Raw genomic sequence first — 25661 nt, 5'->3', positions numbered from 1 at the left:
ACGCCCCCATTGTCGCCGCTCAGTAGCGGGCATGATCGCCCCACCGGAGACCAAGCGGGTGGCGGGCGGTCGGCCGCAGGCCCTGATGGCTTTCCCACCGAATCGCGCAAGGTGGCAACCCTCGCCCGATCCCTACCAAGGCCGCGACCCATCGGGTCCTCGCCTCATTGAACCGATGGGGTTGTAGGACCGAATTCAGGACGATCGTTTCTCATGCTGTACGTCGAGAACCTCTGTAAGCGCTTCGATGGCACCTTCGACCAGCCGCTGTTCGAACTGGTCTCGCTGGCGCTCGCACCGGGTGAGACGGTCGCGATCATGGGCGAATCCGGTGTCGGCAAGTCGACGCTGCTCAACTGTCTCGCCGGCCTCGAGCCCGTCGACGGCGGCCGGATCCGCTTGCACGATCAGGACCTGACCCGCCTCGGGGAGGACGCGTTCGCGTTGCTGCGACGGCGCGCGTTCGGCTTCGTCTTCCAGGCCTTTCACCTGCTGCCGCACCTGACGCTCGCGCAGAATGTCGCCGTGCCGCTGTGGCTGCTCGATCAGGACGAGGCGCTTGCGGACCGGCGTGCCCGGACCATGCTCCAACAGGTCGGTCTCGGCGCACGTGCCGACGACTGGCCACGCCACCTGTCCGGTGGCGAGATGCAGCGGGTCGCGATCGCCCGGGCGCTGGTGCACGAGCCGGCGGTCGTACTCTGCGACGAACCGACCGGCAACCTGGATCCCGAGCGGGCCACCGGGGTGCTGGATCTCTTGTTCGCGCGCATCCGCAGTGCCGGTGCCATCGGGATCCTGGTCACCCATTCGCGGGTCGCCGCGGCGCGCGCGGATCGGATCCTGCGTCTGACCCGTCACGGCCTGGTCGCCGACCCCTCGGCCGACGAGGCGCCGCGCCCGGTCGCAGCGGCGCAGGAATGAACCGCCCGCACATCGACCCGGTGCTGCGCCACCTATTCATCGCGAGCCTGTGGCGCCGGCGGTTGGCCACGACACTGTCGCTGATCGCGATCGCGCTGGGCGTCGCGCTCGGTCTCGCGGTCCAGCTGATCCACGCCGCGGCGATCGATGAATTCGGCCGCGGCCTACGGCTATTGAGCGGCGAGGCCGACTTGCAGGTGGTCGGGCCGCGGAGCGGCTTCGATGACAGGCTCTACCTGGAGCTCGCCCAACGACCCGAGATCGCCGAGGCCAGTCCGCTGCTCGACATCGAGGCGCGGCTGCCGGGCCGCGACGAGACACTGCGCATCTTCGGCATCGACCTCTTTCGCGTCGGCGCCGTGACACCGCCTTTGATACCGGTGGCCGAGACCCCCTTCGAGACGGACGCGGATGATCCCGCCGCGCCGACCGATCGACTCGCCGCCTTGCGGCCAGACGCCCTCTTTCTGAGTCCGGCGGCCGCGACCCGATTGGGGTTGGCGGTCGGCGATGAACTGCTGGTCCAGGTCGGCCTCCACGAAAAGCCGCTGCGGATCGCCGGCGCGGTGCCTGGGGCCGGGGTCGGACAGGCCCTCGCGGTCATGGACATCGGCGCGGCCCAGCAGCTGTTCGATCGGATCGATCGACTGACCCGGGTCGATCTGCGGCTGGCCGCCGGTGTCGACCGCGACCTCGCGCAACGGCGGCTCGCCGACAAGCTCCCCGCCGGCGTCAGCCTGCTGACGCCGCGCGAGGCCGAGTCCGAGGCGCTAGGCGTGTCGCGCGCGTACCGGGTCAACCTGACGATGCTCGCGGTGATCGCGCTGGTGACCGGCGGTTTCCTGGTGTTCTCGGCGCAATTGCTCGCCGTCGTGCGCCGCCGCCAGGAGTTCGCGTTCCTGCGCGCGCTCGGTCTCGACCGCCGCGGCCTGGCCCGCGGGCTGCTCGCCGAAGGGGCGATGCTCGGGCTGATCGGCGGCCTGATCGGTGTCGCGCTCGCACACCTGCTGACGGCGCTGGCGTTCCGTATCATCGGTGGCGATCTCGGGGCCGGCTTCTTCCAAGGCGTCGCCCCGCCGTGGCGCCCGGAGCCCGAGCTCAGCCTGCTCTACCTGGGTCTCGGCCTGCTCGCCGGGTTGGCCGGGGCCTGGCTGCCGGCGCGCGAGGCGGCGCGAATGGTCCCGGCGCGTGGACTGCGCGCCGGCGACGAGGCCGAGGTCTATCGGGCACGGCCGCGCTGGGGCGCAGCACTCGCGGCGCTCGGACTCGCCGCGGCGTTGAGTCTGCTGCCTCCGGTCGACGGCCTTCCGATCTTCGGCTATCTCGCGGTCGCACTGATCCTCGCCGGGTCGGTCCTCGCGCTGCCCGGCGCGACGCCTTGGGCCATGCGCCTGTTGAAGCGACGGCGCACGACACTCGTTCGCTTGGCCCGCGCACGCCTCGCCGCGGCCCCGGGCCAGGCGGTCGTCGCCGGCGCCGGCGTCCTCGCCAGCGTCGCGCTCGCTGTGGCCATGGCAATCATGGTTGCCTCGTTCCGCGACTCGGTCGACGACTGGCTTTCGCAGATGCTGCCGGCCGATCTCTATCTGCGGGCCTCCTCGTCGGTCGCTAGCGGTTACCTGGATCTGAACGCCGTCGACCGGGTCACGGCCCTGCCTGGGGTCGCATCGGTGCGGCCGGTACGCTTCGAGACGGTGCGTCTGGATGCCGCGCGCGAGTCGGTCGCGCTGATCGCGCGCCCGGTACTGGGTGGTCACAGCCTGCCGTTGGTCGCCGGTTCGCTGACGCCCGTGCTCGGACCCGATGCACTGCGACCGGCGTGGATCTCGGAGGCGATGGCCGATCGGCTGCGCCTCGGCGTCGGCGATCGCCTCGAGGTGCCGCTGGCCGAACGGCGTTACGCGTTCGAGGTCGCTGGCATCTGGCGCGATTACGCCCGCCAGTATGGCGCCGTGGTGATCGAGCTCGACGACTTTCGCGCGCTGACCGACGATTTTCGTACCAACGACCTGGGGGTCTTCCTCGCCCCCGGAACCGATCCCGAGATCGTCATGGCCGCGATCCGCGTCGCGCTTGGCGAGCGCGTCAGCGAGATCGCCGAGCCCGGCGCGATCCGCGCGCTCATCCTCGAGGTCTTCGATCGCACCTTCCTGGTGACCTACCTGATGCTGATCGTGGCCGTGCTGATCGGCCTTTTCGGCGTCGGCACCACGTTCGCAGCGCTGGCCGCCAGCCGCCGCCGGGAATTCGGCATCCTGCGCCACCTCGGATTGCGGCGGCGTCAGGTCGGCACGCTGATCGCGCTCGAGGCCGCGCTGACCGCCGCGGTCGGCGTCGCGATCGGGTTGGCGGCCGGCGGCGCCATCGCGATCGTGCTGATCGAGGTCGTCAACCGTCAGAGCTTCCATTGGAGCATGGACCTGCAACTGCCAGCCGGTCTGCTGGTGATCTTCAGCATCACGCTGGTGACGCTGGCCGCGTTCAGCGCGCGACTCGCCGGCCGTCAGGCGATGCGCCAGGATGCCGTGCTCGCCGTGCGCGAGGATTGGTGACGATTGGGATGAGCCACGGATGATCTCTCCGCCCGTGGTCCATGATGTGCCTCACACGAGGCCGCGACCCACCACCGTTGGAGGAACGAATCAGCGATGACGAAACTCGCCCGTTTCGCGCGGACCGTCGGTCTTGCGCTCCTGATCTCGCTGCCATGGACCCCGCCGCTCGGCGCGGATCCGTTCGCCGCGGTCGTCGACGGGCGCCTGCTGTCGTTCCCCGAGGACACCGGCGCCCATCCCGACTACCGGACCGAATGGTGGTACATCACCGGCTGGTTGACCGACGACGCAGGCCATGAGCGCGGCTTCCAGGTGACCTTCTTTCGCATCGGCACCGGGATCGGCGCTGACAATCCAAGTCGTTTCGCGCCGCGTCACCTGATCCTCGCGCACGCGGCAATCGCCGATCCGACGAACGGGCGCTTGATACACGCCGAGCGCGTCGAACGTGCGCTCGAACCGCTGGCCGGCGCCGCGCAGGGGGCGACCCGTGCCTGGATCGGCGATTGGCTGCTGGCCCTCGAAGATGAGCACTATCACACGCGCATCGACGCCGATGGGTTCGCCTTCGATCTGATACTGGACCCGCCCGGCCCCCCGGTCCTCAATGGTCGCGCCGGCTTCAGCCAGAAGACCCCGAACCCGCAGAATGCCAGCTATTACTACAGCCGACCGCAACTGGCCGTCAGCGGCCGGCTCTCGATCGGGGGCCGCGAGCGGCCAGTCTCGGGTCATGCCTGGCTCGACCATGAATGGTCGAGCGAGATCCTGCCCGACGAGGCCCAGGGCTGGGATTGGCTCGGCATCAACCTGCACGATGGCGGCTCGCTGATGGCCTTTCAGATGCGGGCGCGCGACGGAGACGAGTTGTGGGCCGCAGGCACATTGCGTTCGGGCGACGGTCGCAAACAGATCCTCGATCCGGATCAGGTGCGCTTCACACCGCAAAGGCACTGGACCTCGCCGCGCACCGGCGCCCGCTATCCGGTCGCCTGGACCATCGAGATCGACGACCAAACCTGGCATGTGCGCCCATTGATGGACGATCAGGAACTCGATGGTCGCCGTTCGAGCGGCGTCGTCTATTGGGAGGGGGCGGTCTTCGTCGAGGACGCCGAACGCGAGATCGGCCGCGGCTATCTGGAGATGACCGGGTACCTGGACCGCCCGACCGACCTCTAGGGCAAGTCCACGAAGTCAGGGTGACCGCGGCGTTGTCGGGTCACGGCGCGCATCGAGCGCCATACCGGATACTTCGGATTCAGAGTTGGCGCCCCTAACCCGACCTACAGGGTACTGGCGCCTGGTTCCCGCCTCTTTTCACCGTAAGCCAGGCGATAAGCGGGCGGTGCCCCAAGTGGGCGGCGGCACGAGTTTCGCTGGGTTATCTGGCCCTCACCGACCTCGCGTCAGAATCGCCTCCTCGAGCCGGTCGATCTCACTGAGTTCACGACGCAGCTGGCCGCGCTGCTCGACCGGTTGGGACCCCCGGGCCAAGGCCTCATGGATCGCGCGGCGGCGCATCCGCAGCTCGCGCAACCTGAGCTGATCCTGATACCCGATCCCGGCATCCTGCTGCGCCCGACCCGCATCGGTTCGGGCCTGGACACGCGCCGTCCGTTCGTCGCGCAGACGCTGATAGGCCTCCCATTCCGGCTCCGTCAGACCGCCTCGCCCCGTCACAGAATAAGTCGAATCGTCGATTTCGCGGTCATGTGACGCGGCCCGGCACGGGCGATCCTGGTAGAGGATGTGTCCGAGCGCGTCTTCGCATTTGTAAATCGGCGCCGCCTGCACCACCAGGGCGATCCCGGCGACCAACCCCACCAAGGCGAATTTCCTATCCATGTCGCGCACCTCCTTTGCGCTCGCTCCGAGCCTTGAAGGATAACCGACGCCCGACGCGGGGTCACTATCACCGCACGGATCCCGAGGGCGGCATCGAACCCCGCCTGCCTGACGACCCGTCGCGGAACACTGCGTCGACCGCGAATCATCCCCAGCGGGTGTCGAAAGCCTGTGGACAAGCCTGTGCGCGACGCCGGTAACCCTTTGCTCAACCGGCAACTCGCCCCAGATCGACCACGAACTGGTCAGGGGCTCGCGGCACAGCTCTTCGGGGTCTCGTGCCCCTGTGTCGATGCCGACAATGAGGCCGCGCATCCCCTGTAGCAATGCCGACAGACCAGCCGGCGCAGCGATTCCAACGCCTTGATATCGCTGGTTACGGCGGCACCGAAAAACGATGGCATGCCGATTGCTTTGATCGCATCAGTCATTTTCGGTGCGCGGGGCCTGGCCCCGCTTGATGTGGAGGCCGGGCGATGGGCGTTTCCAGCATGGGGAAGGGTAGCGGCAGAGCGGGATGTGCCGCGAGCAGCTGTGGCGGGGCAGCGGATCAACTGGCGCACCTGCCGCCGGCGATTCGCGACAAGGTCCGCGACCATCCCTGTTTCTCCGAGGAGGCTCATCAGCATTACGCCCGGATGCACGTGGCCGTGGCCCCAGCGTGCAACATCCAGTGCCATTACTGCAACCGCAAGTACGATTGCTCGAACGAGTCGCGACCGGGCGTCGTGTCGGAACTCCTGACGCCTGAGCAGGCGGTCCGAAAGGTCCTGGCCGTCGGCGCCCACATCCCGCAGCTGACAGTGCTCGGTATCGCCGGGCCGGGCGACCCGCTCGCGAACCCGGAGCGCACGCTCGCGACCTTCCGCGCACTGTCCGAGCAGGCCCCGGACATCAAGCTCTGTCTGTCGACGAACGGGCTCGCCTTGCCCGGCCTGGTCGATGCGATCTGCGCCCACAACATCGACCATGTCACGATCACGATCAACTGCATCGATCCGGACATCGGCGCCCGGATCTACCCCTGGATCTTCTGGCAACACCGGCGCGTCACGGGCCGGCGCGCGGCCGAGATCCTGATCGAACAGCAACAGCGCGGCCTCGAACAGCTGATCGCCCGCGGCGTCCTGGTCAAGGTCAACTCGGTCATGATCCCCGGCGTCAACGACGACCATCTGAAAGAGGTCAGTCGTCTGGTCAAGGCCAAGGGGGCCTTCCTGCACAATGTGATGCCTTTGATCGCCGAGCCCGAACACGGCACCTTCTATGGCCTGATGGGCCAACGCGGCCCGACGGCCGAGGAGCTTCGCGCGCTCCAGGACGCCTGCGCCGGCGACATGAACATGATGCGCCACTGCCGTCAGTGCCGGGCCGACGCGGTGGGCCTGCTCGGCGAGGATCGGCATCAGGAGTTCACGCTAGAGCGGATCGAGGCGATGGAGATCGATCCGGTCGCGGCGATGGAGCGCCGTCGCCAGGCGCGGGCCGAGATCGAGGCACGCCGCGCGGCGGCGAAGGCGCCGGTCGGTGAGATCCGGGTCGCACTCGCGACGCTGGCGCGGCCCACACCCCCGACACCGCCGCCGAGCGTCCGGCCGCTGCGTATGGCCGTTGCGACCCGCGGCGGGCATCTGATCGACCTGCCCTTCGGCCAGGCGCGCGAGTTCTGGATCTACGAGGTCACCGAGCACGAGATACGGCAGCTCGAGCGGCGCACGATCGACCGGCAGTGTCCCGGCCCGGACGACTGCGGCGATCACGACGCGGCCCTCGACCGAGCGATCGACGCATTGAGCGACTGTTCCGCCATCCTCTGTTCGAAGATCGGGTTCGCGCCCTGGGGCCGCCTGGAAGCCGCCGGCATCGAGCCGAATGGCGAACATGCGGATCGGCCGATCGACTCGGCACTGCGGGCCCTGTACCAAGAGATGGCGGCCGCAGGGCGGGGTCGAGCACCGGCCGCGGCCAGCCGAAAATCAGCGTAAGGCCCCTCTCGGGTTCGGTCACGACGGCCACGATCAGGAGACCGGTCAATGGCTTATCAGATCATCGAAGGTTGCGTCCGTTGCTGGGCCTGTCTGCCGCTGTGCCCGAACGAGGCGATCGTGGCGGCCGAGCCGCATTTCCGGATCGACGCGCGGCGCTGTTCCGGATGCACCGGGGTCTTCGACGACCCGCAGTGCGCCAGCATCTGCCCGGTCGAGGGGGCGATCCTCGACGACCGAGGCCTCCCGGCGAACCCACCCGGCTCCCTGACCGGCATCCCGCCGGAACGTCTGACGGCCGCGATGGCCGAGATCCGCGCACGCTGAGGGTCGCCGTGATGAACGATGCCGTTCAGCACCGCGAGGGGGTCGAGATCGCCGACGGCGTGCATTGGGTCGGGGCGCTCGATCCAGATCTGCGGACCTTCGACATCTGTCTGCACACCGACCATGGCACCACGTACAACAGCTACACGGTGCGCGGGCGAGACGGGGTCGCGGTCATCGACACCGTGAAGGCCAGTCACGCGGACGAGTTCTTCGCGCGACTCGAATCGGTCGCCGACTACGACGAGATACGCGCCATCGTGCTTGATCATCTCGAGCCGGACCACTCGGGCGCGCTGCCGGAATTGATGCGGCGTGCGCCCCAGGCGCGCTTGTATCTGTCGCCGCGCGCCCTCGGCTTGCTGAACGCGGTGCTCAAACCCGCCGACGGGGATCCGCCGCCGTCGGTGGAGACCGTGGACACCGGCGATAGCCTGTCCCTCGGCGATCGCACGCTGCGCTTTCTGCACACGCCTTTCCTGCACTGGCCGGATACCCAGTGCACCTATCTGGCCGAGGACGGCGTGCTCTTCTCGGGCGACATCTTCGGCAGCCACTATTGCGACGGCCGTCTGTTCGACGACCGTGTCGGGGCCTTCGATCCCGAGTTCGACGATTACTACCGACAGATCATGCGCCCCTTCCGGCGACCCCTGATCGCGGCGCTCGAGCTCATGGAGCCGCTAGATCTGACGGTGATCGCACCGACCCACGGCCCCGTGCTGCGCGACCGGCCGCGACGCTATCTGGCCCGCTACCGGCAACTGGCCGAGCGGCCGCGGATCGGCGCGGACAGCGACGGCGCCGGGCCATCCCTGGTCATCCTCTACGCGAGTGCGTACGGCGCCACGGCCCGGATGGCCGAAGCCATCGCGGCCGGGGCCTCGGATCAGGCCGGAGTCCGAGTCACGCACCACGACTTGTCCGACAACGAACCGGCCGCGCTCGTCGATCTGATCGACGGCGCCGACGGCCTGGTGATCGGCTCGCCGACCTTCAACGGCGACGCGGTCAAACCGGTCTGGGACCTGCTGTCGTCGCTGAACACGCTCGAGCTGGCCGGCAAGATCGGCGCGGCCTTCGGTTCCTACGGCTGGAGCGGCGAGGCGGTCCGGCTGATCGAGGAGCGGCTGCGGGCACTGAAGCTGCGGGTACCGGTCGCCGGCGTGCGCGTCAAGCTGGTCCCCTGCGACACGGAACTGGTTGCGTGCCGCGCCTTCGGACACCGCCTGGCCGAGGCCCTGACCGGTACGACGGACACCGGTCGCGTGATCGAACTGGAGGAGCTCGGCTAGGGCAAAGCGACCTGGCGTCTCACCGAGTCCTTCCAGACCGCCGCGGATGCGGGAGCTCGGACCCAGCGCTTGGTCCTTGCCTATGAAGAACGGGACATCCCAGGGCGCGAGCCGCGTTGGACGGATACGACCACATCCACATCAACCTGAACAGGAGAGCACACCGTGGCCAAGGCCAAGATCACCTTCGACGACATCGCACAGACCGTCAACGTCCCCGCCGGCACCCGCGTGATCGAGATCTCCGAGAAGATCGGTGCCGGCATCCTCTATGGCTGTCGCGAGGGCGACTGCGGCACCTGCATGATGCACGTGCTCGAGGGCTGGAACAATCTGACCGAACCCTCGGTACTGGAGGAGAAAGTCCTGCGCGAGAACATGGCCGGCCGTCATGACCGGCTGGCCTGTCAGGCCCAGATCCTCGGCGATTGCCGCGTCAAACCGGCCTGATGCCGGATCGAATCATCCACCACAAGACAACCCTATCGGAGACATCAATGGCACTCGTGACCTTTTCGAACCCGGCCCACAAGGACAAGACCGTGTATGCCGTGGCCGGCAGCCACACCGAGACCCTGCTGAAGCTGGCCAAGACCAACCAGGTGCCGGTCCAGTTCGACTGCCAGGACGGCGAATGCGGCCATTGCGTGGTCCGCGTGACCAGCGTCGACAAGAAGGACCGGATGGGCTATCACCTGACCGACAAGGAGAAAACGGTCCTGCGTGAACTCGGCAAGCTCACCGCCGACGACATCGATCGACTGGCAGTCGACGACATGCCGAGCGAATGGCGCCTGGCCTGTCAGATGATCGTCCGCGACGAAGACGTCCTCGTGGAGTATTGACGTGGCGGCGGCCGCGATACGGCGCGAAGACGAGGCCGAGCGTCTCTATGCGTATCTGATGGCGGCGGCCGCAGGCGATGGCAACCATCATGTCGTGGCTAGCCTCTATGCCACCTGGGCCACCGGCGGCGGCGCGCTGCCGGACTGGCTCGGGCTGACCCCGGCGACCTTGCGGGAGATGCTGACCGAACTCTTTCCGACCACGCGACTCGGCCGCGTCCCGAACCCGGGGCGGCCTCCGCCGCCCGGCCGCGACGACGAGGTCGAGGATTTGGTGCACCTGCTGCTCGCGCACCGCGCCGGCGTATCCCCAACCGAGGTCGGGTTGGCCCGGATCGTCGCGGTCGCCTGCCTCGGTGACGATCACCTGTGGCAGGACCTCGGACTCTGGTCGCGCGCCGATCTCAGCGAGCTGATGCAGCGCAATTTCCCGGCCCTCGCCGCGCGCAATGTCCGCGACATGAAGTGGAAACGCTTTCTCTACAAGCAATTGTGCGAAACGGAGGGGCTGCGCGTCTGTCGCGCCCCGTCCTGCGACGCCTGCGGTGATCATCATGTTTGTTTTGGACCCGAGGAGTGATCTCGGCAGCGCCCAACCGGCGACCCGGCTCGGTGACCGCGCCGCGGCCGCTTACCTGGGGCTCGCGATCGGCGATGCGCTCGGGGCGACCGTCGAATTCATGACCCCGCGGGAGATCCGCGAGGTCCATGGCGAGCACCGGGATATCGTCGGCGGCGGCTGGCTCAGGCTGCGCAAGGGCCGGGTCACCGACGACACCGAGATGAGCCTCGCGCTCGGCCGCACGATCCTCGAGCGCGGTGCCGTAGAGCCACAGGCGATCGCCGAGGCCTTCAGCGACTGGATGCGCAGCAAGCCGATCGATATCGGCCACACGGTGCGACGCGGCATCGCGCTGTATCGCCGCACCGGCGCCACCGAGGTTCCGCCGAACGACTACGATGCCGGAAACGGGGCCTGCATGCGCTGCTTGCCGATCGCGCTGGCGACGCTCGGCGCGCCCCTGGCCGAGGTCGCCGAGGCGAACCGGCGCCAAGCCCACGTCACGCACCACAGCGCGCTCGCCGATCTCGGCACCCTGTGCGTGATCCGCATGGTGCAGACGGCCCTGCTCGGCGGCGACCGTGCCGCGCTGCGCGACCTGGCCAACGAACTGGTCGCCGAGGACCGACGCTACGCGTTCGATCGGCGGCGGATGGAGAATCCCGGGGGCTACCTGGTCGAGACGCTGATCGCGGTATTCCAGGCGTTGTTCGCGACCGCGGACTTCGAATCAGCGCTGATCGACGTCGTCAACCGGGGTGGCGACGCCGACACCACCGGTGCGATCCTGGGCATGATCGCCGGTGCCCTCTACGGCCTCGATGCGATCCCACGCCGGTGGCGCCGGGTGCTCGATGCCGGCATCGAACGCGCGTGCCTGAGCCAGAGTCACGACCTGCTCGCGTTCGCGACAGGTCGCGGTGCCTAGCCGCGAGTCGTCCTGTTCGACCGCCTCGTAGAACTGGAAGCTGTTCCCGCCCGCGCGTTTCGCACGGTACATCGCTTCATCAGCCTGCTTGAAGAGTCGCTCGGGCGTCGCCGTTTCCGACCCGCCGACGGCGATCCCGATGCTGAAACCGATCCGTGCCGTGCGCCCGTCGCCGACGTACAAGGGTCGCGTTCCGGCTTCGACGATCTTTTGGGCGATGCCCTCGATCACGTCGGACCGATCGGTCTGTTCGAGCAGGATCACGAATTCATCGCCGCCGAGCCGACCGACGAGATCCGAGCGCCGAACCAACCGTTTCAGGAGTTGCGCGATGTCGATCAGCGCCCGATCGCCGGCATCGTGCCCCAGCGAATCATTGATCTGTTTGAACAGATCCAGGTCGATCAGCATCAGGGCCACCGACCAACAGGGGTCCGGCAAGCCGTGCCGGAACCTGTCCCGCATCTGGGCCACGAACCCCATCCGGTTCAGCAAGCCGGTCAGCGAATCCGTCTTTGCCGCTTCGAGCGCCTCGAGCTCGACCCGCTTGCGTTCCGTGATGTCATTGACGATACCCTGGAACAGGCGGTCGCCGATCGGGGTCAGGGTCAGGTGAATCCACCTTTCCTGCTGACGGAGGCCGCGCGGAATGGCCACACGAAGGTCCTGATGGATCGAACGATTCTCTTGTCGGCACAACGCGGTCAACGCCTTGACCCGGGTCAAGTCCCCGTCGAACAGGCCGGCGAGGTGCAAGGATCGCTCGCCGGCCGTCGGGGCCGCCTCCTCGAGGATCTTCATGAAGCTCGGATTGTGGGATAACAGCTCGCCGGATCCATTGATCAGGAAGATGCCAGTCTCGGCATGCTCGAAGATCGAACGGTACATGCGCTCATCGATCTCGAGCTCCTGCCGCAATCGCCGCTCCTCGTCGATGTGCGCGACCATGCGTCCGAGCAACCCATTGATATACCGGACCAGCTCGCCGATCTCGTCGGCCTCGTGACCCCGAGGGGGGTCGAGTTGTGCCCCGCGCTCGGGCTGAAGGCCATGGAGTCGCACGGCCACTTGCCGCAAGGGACGGGTGACGAGCACATAGGCGAGCAGCGCCGTTGCGATTCCGATCGCCAGGACCTGAAACAGCATCAGGAGGCCGACGAACCAGGACGCCTGGGCAACCCGTTTGGCGATCTCGCGCTGATCGGGGATCAGCCGGATCTCACCCACCACCTCGGCTGGATCGAAGGGTGAGCGGATCTGGCGGGTCAGGACCCTCGACGAATCCAACGCCGCGGCTGGACCATCGGTGGCCGACGCCAACGGCTTGGCAGCGGCATCGATGAACACCCCCTGGACGATTCGATTGCCAAGGAGTCCCTGCGCGACCTCGCCGGCCAACTGCGGATCCTCGATGAAGCAGGCGATCGCCACCGATGGCTCGACGGTGTCCATGAGCTCGCTGAGCTGCGCCTGGGTCTGCTCCGTCTCCCGCTGCATCCCCAACGTATAGCCCATCCAGACATAGAAGGCGCCAAGCGCTGCGAGCAAGAGCAGGAGCCACAGGGTGTGACGGGTGACCAGGCTGCGCACCATCATGCTGGGCATCGGAGGCCTCGGAGGGGGTCAGGGCGTCAGCCGGAAGACGACCCTGGCCCGGTGATCGACGTTGGCCTCGTCAAGATAGCCGATGGCCCCCGGATTACTGTGAACCAGGTCCAATAGTTCGTCGACGCTCTCGGCCTGCCACGGGGCCGACCCGCGCCCGGTGAAAACCAGCCGGGCCCAGTAGGACTGGATCTCGGCCAGGTCCTTACCGACCAGGCGGGCATAGAAGAGGCGCTTTTCGTCGCCCGGACCGACCAGATCGATGACCAAAGCCCGCTGCCCCCCGGGCAGGCGCCGCTGACGGCCCAGGAACAGATGGATCAGCTCCGCCCGGCCCAGCTCTTCGATCGTGCTCGCCGGGTGGACGATGACGACCAGGTCGCGGCCCACCGCGGTCGAGGGCACGCTCAACCCGAATAGCCACGACAGGACGACAACCAACAGGATCCACGACCGCGGTAGATGACCCGAGGAACATCGCGTTGAAACCAATGATGGCGGGAGTCGCTGCATGGTCGGCCCGCCAGGCTAGAAGACGAAATCCAAAACCAGGCTCACGACCCGAGCTCGCCCATTCCAGCCGGGCTCGGTGTCGTACCACATGAGCGAGGGATTGGTGCGGCTCTCTATCCAGTCGATCTGAAACTTGAGCGCGGCACTGTGCGCGAGATCGAAGCGGGCACCCAACGACAGCGTATCCTGATCGATCTGCGTGGTCCGGAATGCCAGATCGACCCCGCTCGCGAGCGCCGCGAACGGCGGCCCGACCGGCAGGCCGGTCGTGGATGCGGGGCGGTCGGATCGGATCCGAGAAGCGACCAGATAGGGGGTCCAGGACCCGAGGCGGTAACCGGTCGACCAGTACCCGGCCGTATTGTCCAGGTAGGCCCGCGACTCGCTGTCGATGTGGCGAACCTGGAGTTGGCTCTGAAAAGGCCCCCGGTCGTAGGCCACGCCGGCCGTCACGAAATGAAACTGCCGGCCGGCCGCTTTCAGTTCGTCGGCCAGCGCGATGGCCCCGGCGTCACCCGTGTCGCGCAGCGCCCCGGCCAACGCCTGGTATCCGGGAAGGTCCTGAGCCAACCTCATGGTCCCGAGACCGACACGGTACTGCCAGTGGACATCCTGATAATCGAGATAGCCGCCCAGCAGGGTGCTGCCGCGCATCCGGTACTCGGATCGGAACGGCGCTGGGATCGTCTCGTTCAGCCACCCCAAGTAGCCTTTGGCCTTGAGGACGCCATCGCCGAGCGCGCGCGCGATCGTCAGATCCAACCCGTCGAAATGCGTGTAGTGGACCTGACCGAAATAATCGACCGGCGGGCGAACCCACAGATACGAATAGCCGACGTCGCGCGAATCCGATAGCGGATAGACGTCGTAGCCGAGGCGCCCAACCCGTAGGACCGTGTCCGGATCCAAGGCGTACTTAGCGAAGGCCCAGGTGACTTCCGGACGATAGGTACCATCGTAGCGATAGCGAGCGACCAGTTGCAGCGCGCCTTCGAGGTCATCGCGCGGTCGCCAGCCGATCTGCACGCCGAGTCGGGAATCCACCTCGAACGCGGGTTGAGCGCCGCGCGCGCCGTCCGGCTGCGCGCGATCCCGGATGAAGGTCGCCTCGTCCGGGGCCGTGAGCGGACCGCCGACCGTGCCGAAGCCGCTGAAGGAAAAAGGCGAAGCGGACCCTGGATTCGCCGCGTCGAGATCGGCCGCCAGAGCCGACGACAGCCCCATCACGACCAGCAGGATCAAGCACCGAGACAAGGGGCTCGGGCTCATCGACGTCGGCGGCCCGAAAGGCCCGACCCGGTCCTCGGTGCCGCCTTCACCGAAGCCACCTACCAGGATCCTGGCGCGCGCCATCATCCGTGTCCGTGTCCATAAGCTACGACGAACTGAGTCCCATTCAGGGGGCCTTGCAGCTAGCCTTGGCATAAAACAAGTTGCTCAGTATAACCTTCCTAGATCCGGTAATAACAGTCGCCAACGACTTTGATTGGCCCACCGACGGACTGAGGCTCATCGGCGAGCAAATCCCGGAATCGGCGCGACCGAAGACGACAGCCGAGGCAAGCGACCCGTGCACCCAGGGCGTTTCGGGTGACGCGCCACGGGTAACGCGCCGGATGTTGCCTCGCCCTCTCGACGAGGGTCGGAGCACAGCGAACGATTGGAACCAACGCCGCCGGCCTCGTCGCGAGCACCGCGCATGCGCGCGGTGCCGATCCCCATCGACCGTGCGCCGGCGGCGAGGCAGGGTTAAGATACGGGCGCGTACCGTCGGCTGGTTCGGTGTGGGGCGCGACCACCGACCCCCCGTCACGCTTCGGGATCGAGAATGCCCTGACAGCCCGGCAAGCATCTGTTTGGCCCAGCGCGGCGTCAACGCGAAGCATCGGCCGGCTGCCTGTGAACCGAGTTGGGCCGAGCCGCGAAGCGGCGTGCCTGGAAAGCGGCCGTCCGAATCATTCTCCCGTCCTGGCATGACGAGGTGGACCTGTTCCAAAGGTCGGTATGCCGAGCAAGGCTCCTTATCCATCAACAAAGAGGGGGTTATTCGTGTCCGAATCGAGTGAATCGACGATGAAAACGACGGGGTCCAGCGACTCGACCGCCACCCAACCGGCAGCCGCTGCGGCACCCGCGCGCGGCCTTGGCGGGCGATTCTGGGAATGGGTGGCCTTCGCCATCCTCTATGCGCTGGCCGCCGGCGGCCTGCTCTTCATGAACACCGACGCTGGGGCCACCCAGCCTCTGTGGCAGGTGTTGGTCGGGATCGTGGCCGTCGTCGCGATCCTGGCCGGCTGGAGCCGCAGCCGTCGCGGCGTCGGCGGACGGCTCGGCTATCTGATCAAGTCCCTGCTGCATTGGGGCGCCTTGATCCTGGTCCTGTACCTGCTGTTGCTCCATGACGGCCACCTGGCGCTCGACGTCGACGGCTCCTGGCGGCTGCTGGTCTACGTGCTCGGCCTCGGGTGCCTGCTGGCCGGATTGCACCACGACGCGCGGATGTTCTTCTTCGGCCTCTATCTGGTCGGCGCCGGCCTGCTGAGCCAGGGCCTGCTCGACACCAGCCGGATCGACATCAGCCTAGCCGAGGGCTTTTCGAGTCCTGAACAGACCATCATCATCGGCGCCGCGCTCCTCGGTCTGTTGTTGACCGCCGTCGCCGACCTGTTCCGCGCGAAGCGCTGAGCGAAGCACCCGCGTCGGTCTAGGCCGACCGTCGAACCCGGGGGGGAACACGGCCGCCGTGCCGGTTCCCCACGGAATCCCCCCGGTACCCACGGCAAACCCAGGGTCGGGCCGCCGCTCAGCCGCCGTCGCGGACCTGTACCGCGGCCAACGCCGTCATGTTGAGCAAGGCGCGCACCCCGGCGCTCGGGGTCACGATATGCACCGGTTTGGCTGGCCCGAGCAGGATCGGTCCGATCACGGTCCCCTCGCCGAGGACCTGCAACAGGTTGAAGGCGATGTTCGCCGCATCCTGATTCGGCATGATCAACAGGTTGGCCCGTCCGGTCAGCCGCGAATCCGGGAAACGGGCCAAGCGCAGGGCCTCCTCGAACGCCAGGTTCGCGTGCATCTCGCCTTCGACCTCGAGCTCCGGCTCCAACCCGCGCAACAGATACAGGGCCTCGCGCATCTTCGCTGCCGACGGGGTATCGTGGCTGCCGAAGTTGGAATGCGATAGCAGGGCCACCTTGGGCTCGATCCCGAACCGCCGTACCTGCTGCGCGCACAATCGCGCGATCTCGGCCAGGTCCTCGGCGCTTGGATCCTCCTGGACATAGGTGTCGGCGATGAACAGGGTCCCGGTGTGCATCACCACCGCGTTCATCGAGGTCAGCCGCTTGACACCAGGGGCCTTGCCGATGATCTCCTCGACATGGCGCAGATGCCGCAGGTAGCGGCCGACGATGCCGCAGATCATCGCGTCGGCCTCGCCGGTTCGCAACAGCGTCGCGGCCAGGACCGTGGCCTCGCCACGGACCATCTGGCGCGCCTCGGCCGGGGTGTAGCCGCGCCGCTTCACGCTCCCGAAGAAGGTCGCGCAATGCTCGTCGAAACGCGGGTTGTCGGACGGATCCAACACATCCACGTCGATGCCCGGGCGCAACTTGAGCCCCAGCTCGGAGATCCGCTCGTCGATGACCCGCGGCCGGCCGATCAGGATCGGCCGCGCGATACCCTGCATCACGGCCTGCTGCGCGGCCTCGAGGACCCGATGCTTGTCGCCCTCGGCAAAGACCACGCGCCGCACCCGCTCCCGAGCCAGATCGAACACCGGCTTCATCGTCAGGCCGGTGCGGAAGATCCGGTTCTGCAGACTCTGCCGATAGGCCGACAGATCCGGGATCGGGCGGGTCGCGACGCCGGATTCCATCGCCGCCCGGGCGACGGCCGGCGCCAAGTATTCCATCAGACGCGGGTCGAACGGCTTCGGAATCAGGTAATCGGGACCGAAGCGCAGGTTCTGTCCACCGTAGGCAGATCGCACGATATCCGAGGTCTCGGCCTGAGCCAGCTCGGCGATTGCGCGCACGCAGGCGATCTTCATCGCGCCATTGATCTCCGTGGCCCCGCAATCGAGCGCCCCACGAAAGATGAACGGAAAGCACAGGACATTGTTGACCTGGTTTGGAAAATCGGTTCGCCCGGTGGCGATGATCGCATCGGGCCGCGCGGCCTTGGCCAGATCCGGCATGATCTCCGGGACCGGATTGGCGAGCGCCAGGACCAGCGGTCGCGGAGCCATCCGTTCAAGCCACTCGGGCGCGAGCACGCCACCCGCCGACAGCCCCAGGAAGATGTCCGCCCCGTCGAGGGCCTCGGCCAGGGTGCGCTGATCCGTGGCGCGAGCGAAGCGGGCCTTGTAACCATCCATCTCCTCGCTGCGACCCTCGTAGACGACCCCGGCGATGTCGGTCACCGTGATCTGATCGCGCGCCATCCCGAGCTCGACCAGCAGGTTCAAACAGGCGAGCGCTGCGGCCCCGGCCCCCGCGGTCACCAGCCGAACCTTCGCGATGTCCTTGCCGACAACGCGCAGACCATTGAGCACGGCTGCGCCGACGACGATGGCGGTGCCGTGCTGATCGTCGTGCAACACCGGAATCCCGAGGCGCTCCTTCAGCGCCTGCTCGATGATGAAGCAGTCCGGCGCCTTGATATCCTCGAGATTGATCGCGCCGAAACTCGGCTCGAGCCGCGCGACCGTCTCGACGAACCGCTCCGGATCGCGCTCGTCGATCTCGATGTCGAAGACGTCGATATCCGCGAACTGCTTGAACAGGACCGCCTTGCCCTCCATGACCGGCTTCGCGGCCAGTGCCCCGATCGGCCCGAGCCCAAGCACGGCGGTCCCATTCGTGATCACGGCGACCAGATTGCCGCGCAAGGTGTAATCCCTGGCCGTTCCCGGGTCCTTGACGATCTCGCGGCAGGCCGCGGCGACACCCGGGGAGTAAGCCAGCGCCAGATCACGCTGATTCGCGAGCGGTTTTGTCGCACGGATCTCCAGCTTCCCCGGTTTCGGGAGACGGTGATAGTCGAGGGAACATTGGTATAGGTCGTCCGGCATGGGATCGCGTCTCCGAGACAGGGGGGCGTTGGCGACCCGGAAGGCGGACATGGATCCGAACCCGGGCACGAGTCCTATTCTATACCCGTCGCAAATGGGTTTTTCGGTCAGCGCGGTGCGTCGATCGCACCCGAGAGCAAGGCGCGGCGTCGGCACCAAGAAAAAAGAAGGCCCCTGTGACCCAGCGGTCACGGGGGCCAAGCGCTTTCGCGAGGAGGAACCGTGCGTACTTCGGCGGAGGGGTCGGCCATGCCCTGATAGGATCGTCCCGTCACGGACGGACGGCCATCGGGTCTCGGCGAGGCCCGTGCCGTTCGGCCTTTGTCGATCGTCCGATCCGGTTGCCTTTCACTGAAGCAGGTTCCAGGCCATCCACGAAATAACTTGTCATTCAATCCGTTGGAATAACGGCCGACGAGGCAACGGCCCAGGTGCGTCCAAATGTGTCAAATCTCGGCCGTTTCGGACCGCCACACGACCAGGACCCTTCGAGGGTCGGCCGCGACTTGGAGCCGATTGGCGTCGGTCCCAACCTGACCGCTGGGCATGGACGATGAAAGGCCAGTTCCGTACAGTGGCCGTCTGCCGAAACGAGGAGGCTATCACCGTGACCCGATCGAAGGGCTCGACACCCGGCCTGGTCCCTTTCGACGCCGCACAGCGCGAGGTCGCGGAGCGATTTCGGGCTTTGCACGCGCGGCTGATCGCGACACCGGCTCGACGCCAGCGGACCGGTTGGCTCGGGTTTTGGCCAAGCAGCCCAGCGACGCCGGTCACCGGTCTCTACCTCTGGGGAGCCGTCGGACGCGGCAAGACCTATCTGATGGACTGGTTCGTCGAGGCCCTTCCAGTGGCCGACACGCGGCGGTTGCACTTCCATCACTTCATGGGGGAGGTCCATGAGGCGCTGGCACGCCTCCCCAAACAGCCGGACCCCTTGGAGGTCGTGGCCGACCAGTGGCGGCGCTCGACGCGGGTCTTGTGCCTCGACGAGTTTCTCGTCAACGACATCGCCGACGCGATGATCCTCGCCGGCCTGCTGCGCGCGCTCTTCGCCCGCGGCGTCACACTCGTCACGACGGCCAATACACCACCGCGCGAGCTCTATCGCGATGGCTTGCAGCGGACGCGCTTCGAGCCGGCGATCGCGCTCCTCGAGCGTCACACAGAGGTCATCGAACTCGGCGGGGATACCGACTATCGGCTGCGCGCGCTGAGCCAGACCGACATCTATTTGGTGAGCGGCGGCGACGCCACCGAGGCCGTGCTGGAGAACTGGTTCAGGCAACTCTCGGGCGGCCACGAGACGTCCGAAAGGACCCTGTCGGTGCATGGCCGCGAGATCCCAGTTCGACGACTTGCGCGAGACCTGGCCTGGTTCGACTTCGAGACCCTCTGCGGGACCGGCCGGGGCACCGCGGACTACATCGAGATCGCCGAGGTCTTCCACACGGTGATCGTCTCCGGCGTCCCGGAGCTGGGCCCGCGCCACGAGGCCGCGGCGCGGCGCTTCCTGCACCTGGTCGACACCTTCTACGACCGACGGATCAGGCTGATTCTATCGGCCGCGGTGCCGCTCGCCCGGCTCTACGCTGGCGGCCTCGATCGATTCCCCGAGCAACGCCTGTTGAGTCGCCTTGCCGAGATGCAGTCGGCGGCCTATCTGGCCAACAGCCACGCGACAGCTTGAGGGTTCAGCTGGCCAGGATATCCGCGGTCTCCGGGACTTTCTCGAACAGCATCATATAGTTGACGCTAAGTAGCTGGGTATGGCTGAAACGGCGATTCAGCGGGTTCACGCGGACACCCACGCGATCGCGTTCGATGAAGCCGGCGCCGAGTCCGGCGATCAGCTCGCGCGGCTTGACGAGCTTTCGATAATGGTGGGTCCCTTTCGGCAGCCAGCGCAGGATGTATTCGGCCCCGACGATCGCGGTCAGCCAGGCAAGGGGCGTGCGATTGATGGTCGCCACGACCATGACACCGCCGGGCCGGACCAGCCGACCACAGTCGGCCAGGAACTCCGGGAGATGGTCGACGTGTTCGACGACCTCCATGTTGAGCACGGCGTCGAAGGTCTCGCCGGCCTTGGCCAAATCGGCGGCCGTGGTCAGGCGGTAGTCGATCGCCAGACCGCTCCACTCGGCGTGGACACTGGCGATGCGAACGTTCTTCGCGGCGACCTCGCTGCCGACGACATCGGCGCCGAGGCGGGCCAGGGATTCGCTGAGGATACCGCCACCGCAACCGATATCGAGCAGACGCAGCCCGGCCAGCGGGCGCTCGCCGCGCACATCGCGCCCGAAGTGGCGGCACAGCCGTTCGCGGATATACTCGACCCGAAAGGCATTGAGCCGGTGCAGCGGCCAGAAGGGGCCTTCGGTGTCCCACCAACGATGAGCCAGGCGCTCGAAGTAGGCGACTTCGTCGGGGTCGATGCTGGGCGAGACGAGGGGTGGACTGCTCATGATGCGGATCTCCCTTGACGTTGCCCGGGAGATCGTGGCGCCGGTTCAGGATTGCAACGACCGGTCGCGACGGCGTCCGGCCCAGTCGATGACGAGATTGACATGATGACATGGCTCGAGGCCAAAGGGATCGCCGAGGCGATCCTCGATGGATTCGAACGGCACTACCGGCTGTTCCGCGAGATCACCGCCGGCGCCGCGCAGCGGTTCGAGGATGCCGACTGGCCGAGTGTCCAGTCCGCGGCCCGCGCCCGCATCGACTTCTACGACCGTCGCGTCCAGGAGTCCATCGCGGTGCTGCGGCGCGAATTCCGGCTGCGCGACCCGAACGACCACCTGTGGCGCCAAGTCAAGATCGAATACTTGCGTCTGCTGCCGCAGCACCACCAGCCGGAGCTGGCCGAGACCTTCTACAATTCCGTGTTCTGCCGGCTGTTCGACCGTCGCTACTACAACAACAGCAACATCTTCATCTGGCCGCTGATCTCGACCGAACACCTCGAGGCCGAGGTACCCATCTTCCGTCCCTACTACCCGGGACGGGATGGCTTCAGCCGGGTCATCGATCGCGCGCTCGCCGACATCGGCTTCGCACTGCCGTTGCGCAACCGGCGACTGGATCGGCGCAACCTGCTGCGCGCGATCCGCGAGCGTTTTCCGCCGAAGCGGGCGCGCCACCAGAACTTCCAGCTCGCGGTATTGTCTTCGCCGTTCTTTCGCAACAAGGCCGCCTACATCATCGGCAAGGCGATCAACGGCACTGACCGGATCCCGTTCGCGATCGCGATCCTGAACGACGAAGAGGGTGGATTGTTCGTCGATTGTCTGCTGAGCGGCGACGACGAGATCACCGATCTCTTCAGCTTCTCGCGGGCCTATTTCATGGTCGACACCGAGGTCCCGGCGGCGATCGTCGACTTCCTGCTGCCGCTGATGCCGCGCAAGGGCAAGGCCGAGCTCTACACCGCGATCGGCCTGCAAAAGTTCGGCAAGGCGGAATTCTATCGCAACTTCCTGAAACACCTCTTGTATTCGAGCGATGAGTTCGTCGTCGCGCCGGGCATCCGCGGCCTGGTCATGGACGTCTTCACGCTGCCTTCGTTCCCGTTCGTGTTCAAGGTCATCAAGGACCGTTTCCCACCGCCGAAGGAACTGACCCGCGACACCGTCAAGGCCAAGTATCGGCTGGTCCAGTTGCACGATCGCGTCGGGCGCATGGCCGACTCCTGGGAGTATTCGCATGTCGCCTTCCCGCTCGCGCGCTTCTCACCGGATCTGCTCGAGATGCTGACCGAGGATTGCGCCGGCAGCATCGAGATCGACGGCGATCAACTGATCGTCAAACACCTGTACATCGAACGTCGGCTATCGCCCTTGAACCTCTACCTGCAGGAGGCCGACGACGATGAACTGCGCCACGCGATCCGCGAATACGGGGATGCGATTCGGCAACTGGCGGCCGCGAACATCTTCCCCGGCGATTTTCTGTTCAAGAACTTCGGTATGACGCGCCAAGGCCGGGTCGTCTTCTACGATTACGACGAGCTCTGCTATCTGACCGAATGCCGATTCCGCGCGATCCCGCCGCCACCCTACCCGGAGATGGAGTTCGCCGATGAGCCCTGGTACACGGCCGGCCCGAACGATGTCTTCCCGGAGGAATTCGCGACCTTCCTACTGACCGATCCGCAGATTCGCGCGATCTTCCTCGAGTTCCACCGGGATCTGCTCGACCCGGCCTGGTGGCAAGCTCGGCAGCAAGCGATCCACGACCGCCAGCTCGAAGACGTCTTCCCATACCCACTGGAACGACGCTTCCCGCGCCGCCCGCCCAACGCGCACGCCAGGGCCTGACCACGCACCCGGCCAGGGCAGCCATCGCGAGACAGGCTTGCGACAGGCACCCCGGTCACTGATGGCGCGGGGTGACGTGTCCGGGGCAATCGAGATGGACCGGCACGAGGGGTCGCTTGCGGCGCACGCGAACCGCGGTCAGGTGGCCGCCCCACAGGCAGCCGGTGTCGAGCGACCAGACGTTGTCGCCGGCGCGATAGCCGAGCGTCGACCAATGCCCGCACAGGATCCGGTCGTGTCGGGTCCGGCGGCCAGGGACCTCGAACCAGGGCCACAAGGCCGGCGGTTGCGTGCCGACCGGCCCCTTCTCGGACAGCGCCAAGGTCCCATCGGCCGCGCAATACCGAAGACGCGTGAAACAGTTGATGCTAAAGCGCAGGCGCTCGAATCCGGTGAGCTCGTCGGACCAGCGCCGTGGCTCGTCGCCATACATCGCGGCGAGGCCCGCGCGGTGATCCGGCCCGCGCAGCAGCGACTCGACCTCCCGCGCGCAAGCCAGCGCCTGCGTCAAATCCCATTGCGGCGGCAACCCGGCATGGATCATCGCAAAGCCCTTGCGCCGGGAGTGATGCATCAAGGGCCGATGGCGCAACCAATCGAGCAGTTCGTCGCGATCCGGGGCCGTCAGGATCTCGGTCAGGCTGCCGCCATCCTGACCCGATCGGGCACATCCGGCGGCCAGCGCGAGCAGGTGCAGATCATGGTTGCCCAGCACCACGATGGCGCGATCGCCGAGACTGCGGATGAAGCGCAGCACGCGCAGGGAATCCGGCCCCCGGTTCACCAGATCGCCGGCACACCAGAGCTTGTCGCACGCCGGATCGAAATCGAGCCGGTCGAGCAGACGTCTCAAATCGTCGTAGCAGCCCTGGATATCGCCAATCGCGTAGGTCGCCATAGTAGCTGAACGGGTTGGAAGCGAGCGGATTTCGGTGGGCCCAGTGTCCACCCCATCGACCGCCGGGCCAAGGCTACGGCCAGCGGATGGCGGCGGTGTCGGAGGACAGTCCGAAAGGACGACGCCGAGTCGATCGGTTCGATACGACGGACGAGCTCGCCAAACACGCCACGATCAGGAGCCTGAGGGTGGCGACTCGGAATGCAAGCCACCAGCCGCCATGTCAGTGCAATCGACCCGGATGGCCAAGCAGAAACGGGGGGATCGGTGCCTCGAATCGCGTCCCATCGTCGGCGATCATCCCGTAGCTGCCCTGCATGCTGCCGACCGGAGTCGCGATGACGGCCCCACTGGTGTAACGATAGGACTCGCCGGGTGCGATCCGCGGCTGCTCACCGACGACTCCTTCGCCACGCACCTCCTGGACGCGGCCATGGCCATCGGTGATCACCCAATGCCGATCGAGCAGCCGTGCCGCCTGCCGACCCAGGTTCTCGATCGTCACCGTGTAGGCAAAGGCATAACGATCGGCGGCGGGCAACGACTGCTCCGACAGATAGTCACTGCGGACGCTGACCTTGATCAGGTGGTGGTGTGGATCGGCACGGCTCATGGCTAGGCTCCGGTTCGCGGCTTGATGGCATCGCGGGATGGTACCAAAAGTCCTTGTCCAGCAGGCTTGGGCGCGCCGCCTCGTGAACCTTCGCGGCAACGATCGTGAACCTCGGCAGACACAAGGCGGCAAATGCGGGATAATATCGGCCTCGGCATCCCCGCGGGGCGTGAACCCCGAACCAGCGATGACACCCAGACACCGCCGCCAACGCGATCCCTTCAGACTGTTGCTCATCCTCGTGGCCGTCGGGGTGGTCGTCACGCTGGCTTACCAGGTGCACCTGCACCATGGTGCCCTCGATGCGTCCTTCGCCAAGCACTTGCGGACCCTGCTGGCCGAATCGCCGATCGACGGCTGATGGACGACAAGGATCGCCCCTCGATGACCAGAGCCACCGACCTGAGCATGCGAGCCGGACCCGCCCCGGTACGCGTCGCTGTCATCGGCGTCGGCTATCTGGGGCGCTTTCACGCGCTGATCTATGCGCGCCGACCGGACGTCGAACTGGTCGGGGTCGTCGACACGGACCCGGCGCGCGCCCGTGCCGTCGCCGACGAGGCCGGCTGCGACGCCTACGCCGAGATCGGCCCACTGCTGTCGCGGGTCGACGCGGTGAGCGTCGTCGTCCCGACCTCGGCGCATCGCGCGGTCGCCGCGCCCTTGCTGCGCCGCGGCATTCATGTGTTGCTCGAAAAGCCGATCGCGGCGACCCTCGACGAGGGCGCGGAACTGGTGGCGCTCGCCGACGCCCATCAGGCGATCCTTCAGATCGGGCACCTGGAGCGTTTCAACGCCGGTGTCATGGCGCTTGCCGAACGGATTACCGCGCCGAGATACATCGAGGCCCATCGCATGGGCGGCTTCGTCGACCGCGGGACCGACGTCGACGTCGTCTCGGATCTGATGATCCACGACATCGACATCATCCTAGCTCTGGTCGGCGCCGAGCTCGGTGATGTCGCCGCGGTCGGCACGCCGGTCCTGACCGATCACATCGACATCGCCAATGCACGCCTGACGTTTACCAACGGCACCGTCGCGAACGTCGTCGCCAGCCGCGTCTCCGATCGCACGATGCGCCGCATCCGCGTCTTCCAGCCGCAGATGTATCTATCGCTCGACTTCATCGAGCAACGACTCGACATCGCCGAGACACGACCGGTCGCCGGGAGCGAGCGCCCGGAGATCGTGCGCCAGCGCCTCGCGATCGAGCCGGTCAAGCCGCTCGACGAAGAGCTCGCGGCCTTCATCGCCTGTGTTCACGACGGCCGCGCCCCGCTCGTTGACGGCCGTGTCGGCCTAAAGGCCCTCGAGGTCGCGTTCCAGGTGCGTCGCCGAATCGGGCCGATTCGACCGAGCTAGAC

The 25661-nt window shown here is 66.8% G+C and carries 22 protein-coding genes and 1 pseudogene; 15 read left to right on the top strand and 8 right to left on the bottom strand.

The genetic code is table 11. The features are described 5' to 3' along the window. The first annotated feature begins 213 nt into the window (after positions 1-213). The 3 genes from ABC977_RS09140 to ABC977_RS09130 all read left to right on the top strand — a co-directional run bounded on the left by ABC977_RS09140 (position 214) and on the right by ABC977_RS09130 (position 4661). Complete coding sequence (locus tag ABC977_RS09140; protein WP_369666942.1) at positions 214-924, top strand: ABC transporter ATP-binding protein; 711 nt, start codon at positions 214-216, stop codon at positions 922-924. Next, on the top strand, positions 921-3476 hold the full coding sequence (locus ABC977_RS09135; RefSeq protein WP_369666941.1) for an FtsX-like permease family protein: 2556 nt from the start codon (positions 921-923) through the stop codon (positions 3474-3476). Before ABC977_RS09140 ends, ABC977_RS09135 begins: the two co-directional genes overlap by 4 nt. Before the next feature lie 96 nt (positions 3477-3572). After that, on the top strand, positions 3573-4661 hold the full coding sequence (locus ABC977_RS09130) for a lipocalin-like domain-containing protein (protein ID WP_369666940.1): 1089 nt from the start codon (positions 3573-3575) through the stop codon (positions 4659-4661). A gap of 213 nt (positions 4662-4874) precedes the next feature. On the opposite strand, the gene ABC977_RS09125 is transcribed toward ABC977_RS09130, so the two are convergent. Next, positions 4875-5327: a DUF4124 domain-containing protein gene (locus ABC977_RS09125; protein ID WP_369666939.1), complete on the bottom strand. Its 453-nt coding sequence runs from the start codon at positions 5325-5327 to the stop codon at positions 4875-4877. Between the two features lie 476 nt (positions 5328-5803). Between ABC977_RS09125 and nifB the strand changes: the two genes are divergently transcribed. The 7 genes from nifB (at position 5804) to draG (ending at position 11269) form a co-directional block, all read left to right on the top strand. Continuing rightward, positions 5804-7312 (top strand): nitrogenase cofactor biosynthesis protein NifB, encoded by a 1509-nt coding sequence (nifB, locus tag ABC977_RS09120; RefSeq protein ID WP_369666938.1) that lies wholly within the window; start codon positions 5804-5806, stop codon positions 7310-7312. A 48-nt stretch (positions 7313-7360) separates the two neighbouring features. Further along, positions 7361-7639 (top strand): 4Fe-4S dicluster domain-containing protein, encoded by a 279-nt coding sequence (locus ABC977_RS09115; protein WP_369666937.1) that lies wholly within the window; start codon positions 7361-7363, stop codon positions 7637-7639. Positions 7640-7650: 11 nt separating this feature from the next. Beyond that, the gene (locus ABC977_RS09110; RefSeq protein ID WP_369666936.1) at positions 7651-8934 is read left to right on the top strand and encodes an FprA family A-type flavoprotein; all 1284 of its coding nucleotides are present in this window, start codon (positions 7651-7653) and stop codon (positions 8932-8934) included. Positions 8935-9099: 165 nt separating this feature from the next. Then, positions 9100-9384: a 2Fe-2S iron-sulfur cluster-binding protein gene (locus ABC977_RS09105; RefSeq protein ID WP_369666935.1), complete on the top strand. Its 285-nt coding sequence runs from the start codon at positions 9100-9102 to the stop codon at positions 9382-9384. A gap of 47 nt (positions 9385-9431) precedes the next feature. Beyond that, positions 9432-9779, top strand: coding sequence for a 2Fe-2S iron-sulfur cluster-binding protein (locus ABC977_RS09100; protein WP_369666934.1), 348 nt, complete (start codon positions 9432-9434; stop codon positions 9777-9779). A 1-nt stretch (position 9780) separates the two neighbouring features. After that, complete coding sequence (locus tag ABC977_RS09095; protein WP_369666933.1) at positions 9781-10359, top strand: nitrogen fixation protein NifQ; 579 nt, start codon at positions 9781-9783, stop codon at positions 10357-10359. Further along, positions 10334-11269, top strand: coding sequence for an ADP-ribosyl-[dinitrogen reductase] hydrolase (draG, locus tag ABC977_RS09090; protein WP_369666932.1), 936 nt, complete (start codon positions 10334-10336; stop codon positions 11267-11269). Before ABC977_RS09095 ends, draG begins: the two co-directional genes overlap by 26 nt. Before the next feature lie 45 nt (positions 11270-11314). On the opposite strand, the pseudogene ABC977_RS09085 reads toward draG, so the two are convergent. From ABC977_RS09085 to ABC977_RS09075, 3 genes and pseudogenes are all read right to left on the bottom strand, one after another. After that, positions 11315-12157, bottom strand: a pseudogene (locus tag ABC977_RS09085) (diguanylate cyclase domain-containing protein); the annotation flags it as partial. Between the two features lie 735 nt (positions 12158-12892). Continuing rightward, positions 12893-13315: a type 2 periplasmic-binding domain-containing protein gene (locus ABC977_RS09080; protein WP_369666931.1), complete on the bottom strand. Its 423-nt coding sequence runs from the start codon at positions 13313-13315 to the stop codon at positions 12893-12895. A gap of 87 nt (positions 13316-13402) precedes the next feature. After that, positions 13403-14743, bottom strand: coding sequence for a hypothetical protein (locus ABC977_RS09075; protein WP_369666930.1), 1341 nt, complete (start codon positions 14741-14743; stop codon positions 13403-13405). Between the two features lie 717 nt (positions 14744-15460). Between ABC977_RS09075 and ABC977_RS09070 the strand changes: the two genes are divergently transcribed. Next, the gene (locus ABC977_RS09070; RefSeq protein WP_369666929.1) at positions 15461-16072 is read left to right on the top strand and encodes a hypothetical protein; all 612 of its coding nucleotides are present in this window, start codon (positions 15461-15463) and stop codon (positions 16070-16072) included. Between the two features lie 118 nt (positions 16073-16190). On the opposite strand, the gene ABC977_RS09065 is transcribed toward ABC977_RS09070, so the two are convergent. After that, complete coding sequence (locus tag ABC977_RS09065; protein ID WP_369666928.1) at positions 16191-18461, bottom strand: NADP-dependent malic enzyme; 2271 nt, start codon at positions 18459-18461, stop codon at positions 16191-16193. A gap of 607 nt (positions 18462-19068) precedes the next feature. Here ABC977_RS09065 and zapE point away from each other — a divergent pair. Then, a complete protein-coding gene (zapE, locus tag ABC977_RS09060; RefSeq protein WP_369666927.1) occupies positions 19069-20151 on the top strand; it encodes a cell division protein ZapE in 1083 nt (360 codons plus the stop codon). 4 nt (positions 20152-20155) lie between these two features. Here the strand turns inward: zapE and ubiG are convergent, their stop codons facing one another. Continuing rightward, positions 20156-20929: a bifunctional 2-polyprenyl-6-hydroxyphenol methylase/3-demethylubiquinol 3-O-methyltransferase UbiG gene (gene ubiG, locus ABC977_RS09055; protein WP_369666926.1), complete on the bottom strand. Its 774-nt coding sequence runs from the start codon at positions 20927-20929 to the stop codon at positions 20156-20158. Between the two features lie 105 nt (positions 20930-21034). On the opposite strand from ubiG, the gene aceK reads away from it, so the two are divergent. Next, positions 21035-22783 carry a bifunctional isocitrate dehydrogenase kinase/phosphatase gene (gene aceK, locus ABC977_RS09050; RefSeq protein ID WP_369666966.1) on the top strand — a complete coding sequence of 583 codons (1749 nt, stop codon included), beginning with the start codon at positions 21035-21037 and terminating at the stop codon, positions 22781-22783. Between the two features lie 55 nt (positions 22784-22838). Here the strand turns inward: aceK and ABC977_RS09045 are convergent, their stop codons facing one another. Beyond that, positions 22839-23681 (bottom strand): symmetrical bis(5'-nucleosyl)-tetraphosphatase, encoded by an 843-nt coding sequence (locus tag ABC977_RS09045; protein ID WP_369666925.1) that lies wholly within the window; start codon positions 23679-23681, stop codon positions 22839-22841. Positions 23682-23904: 223 nt separating this feature from the next. Continuing rightward, complete coding sequence (apaG, locus tag ABC977_RS09040; protein ID WP_369666924.1) at positions 23905-24294, bottom strand: Co2+/Mg2+ efflux facilitator ApaG/CorD; 390 nt, start codon at positions 24292-24294, stop codon at positions 23905-23907. A 187-nt stretch (positions 24295-24481) separates the two neighbouring features. Between apaG and ABC977_RS09035 the strand changes: the two genes are divergently transcribed. Both ABC977_RS09035 and ABC977_RS09030 read left to right on the top strand, forming a co-directional pair. Next, complete coding sequence (locus tag ABC977_RS09035; RefSeq protein ID WP_369666923.1) at positions 24482-24655, top strand: hypothetical protein; 174 nt, start codon at positions 24482-24484, stop codon at positions 24653-24655. Positions 24656-24678: 23 nt separating this feature from the next. Further along, positions 24679-25659 (top strand): Gfo/Idh/MocA family protein, encoded by a 981-nt coding sequence (locus ABC977_RS09030; protein ID WP_369666922.1) that lies wholly within the window; start codon positions 24679-24681, stop codon positions 25657-25659. Positions 25660-25661 lie beyond the last annotated feature (2 nt).

It is taken from the genome of Thioalkalicoccus limnaeus (assembly GCF_041197575.1).
GTDB lineage: Bacteria > Pseudomonadota > Gammaproteobacteria > Chromatiales > Chromatiaceae > Thioalkalicoccus > Thioalkalicoccus limnaeus.
Note: the sequence above shows the minus strand (reverse complement) of the source record. Positions and strands in the feature narration are given on the sequence as shown.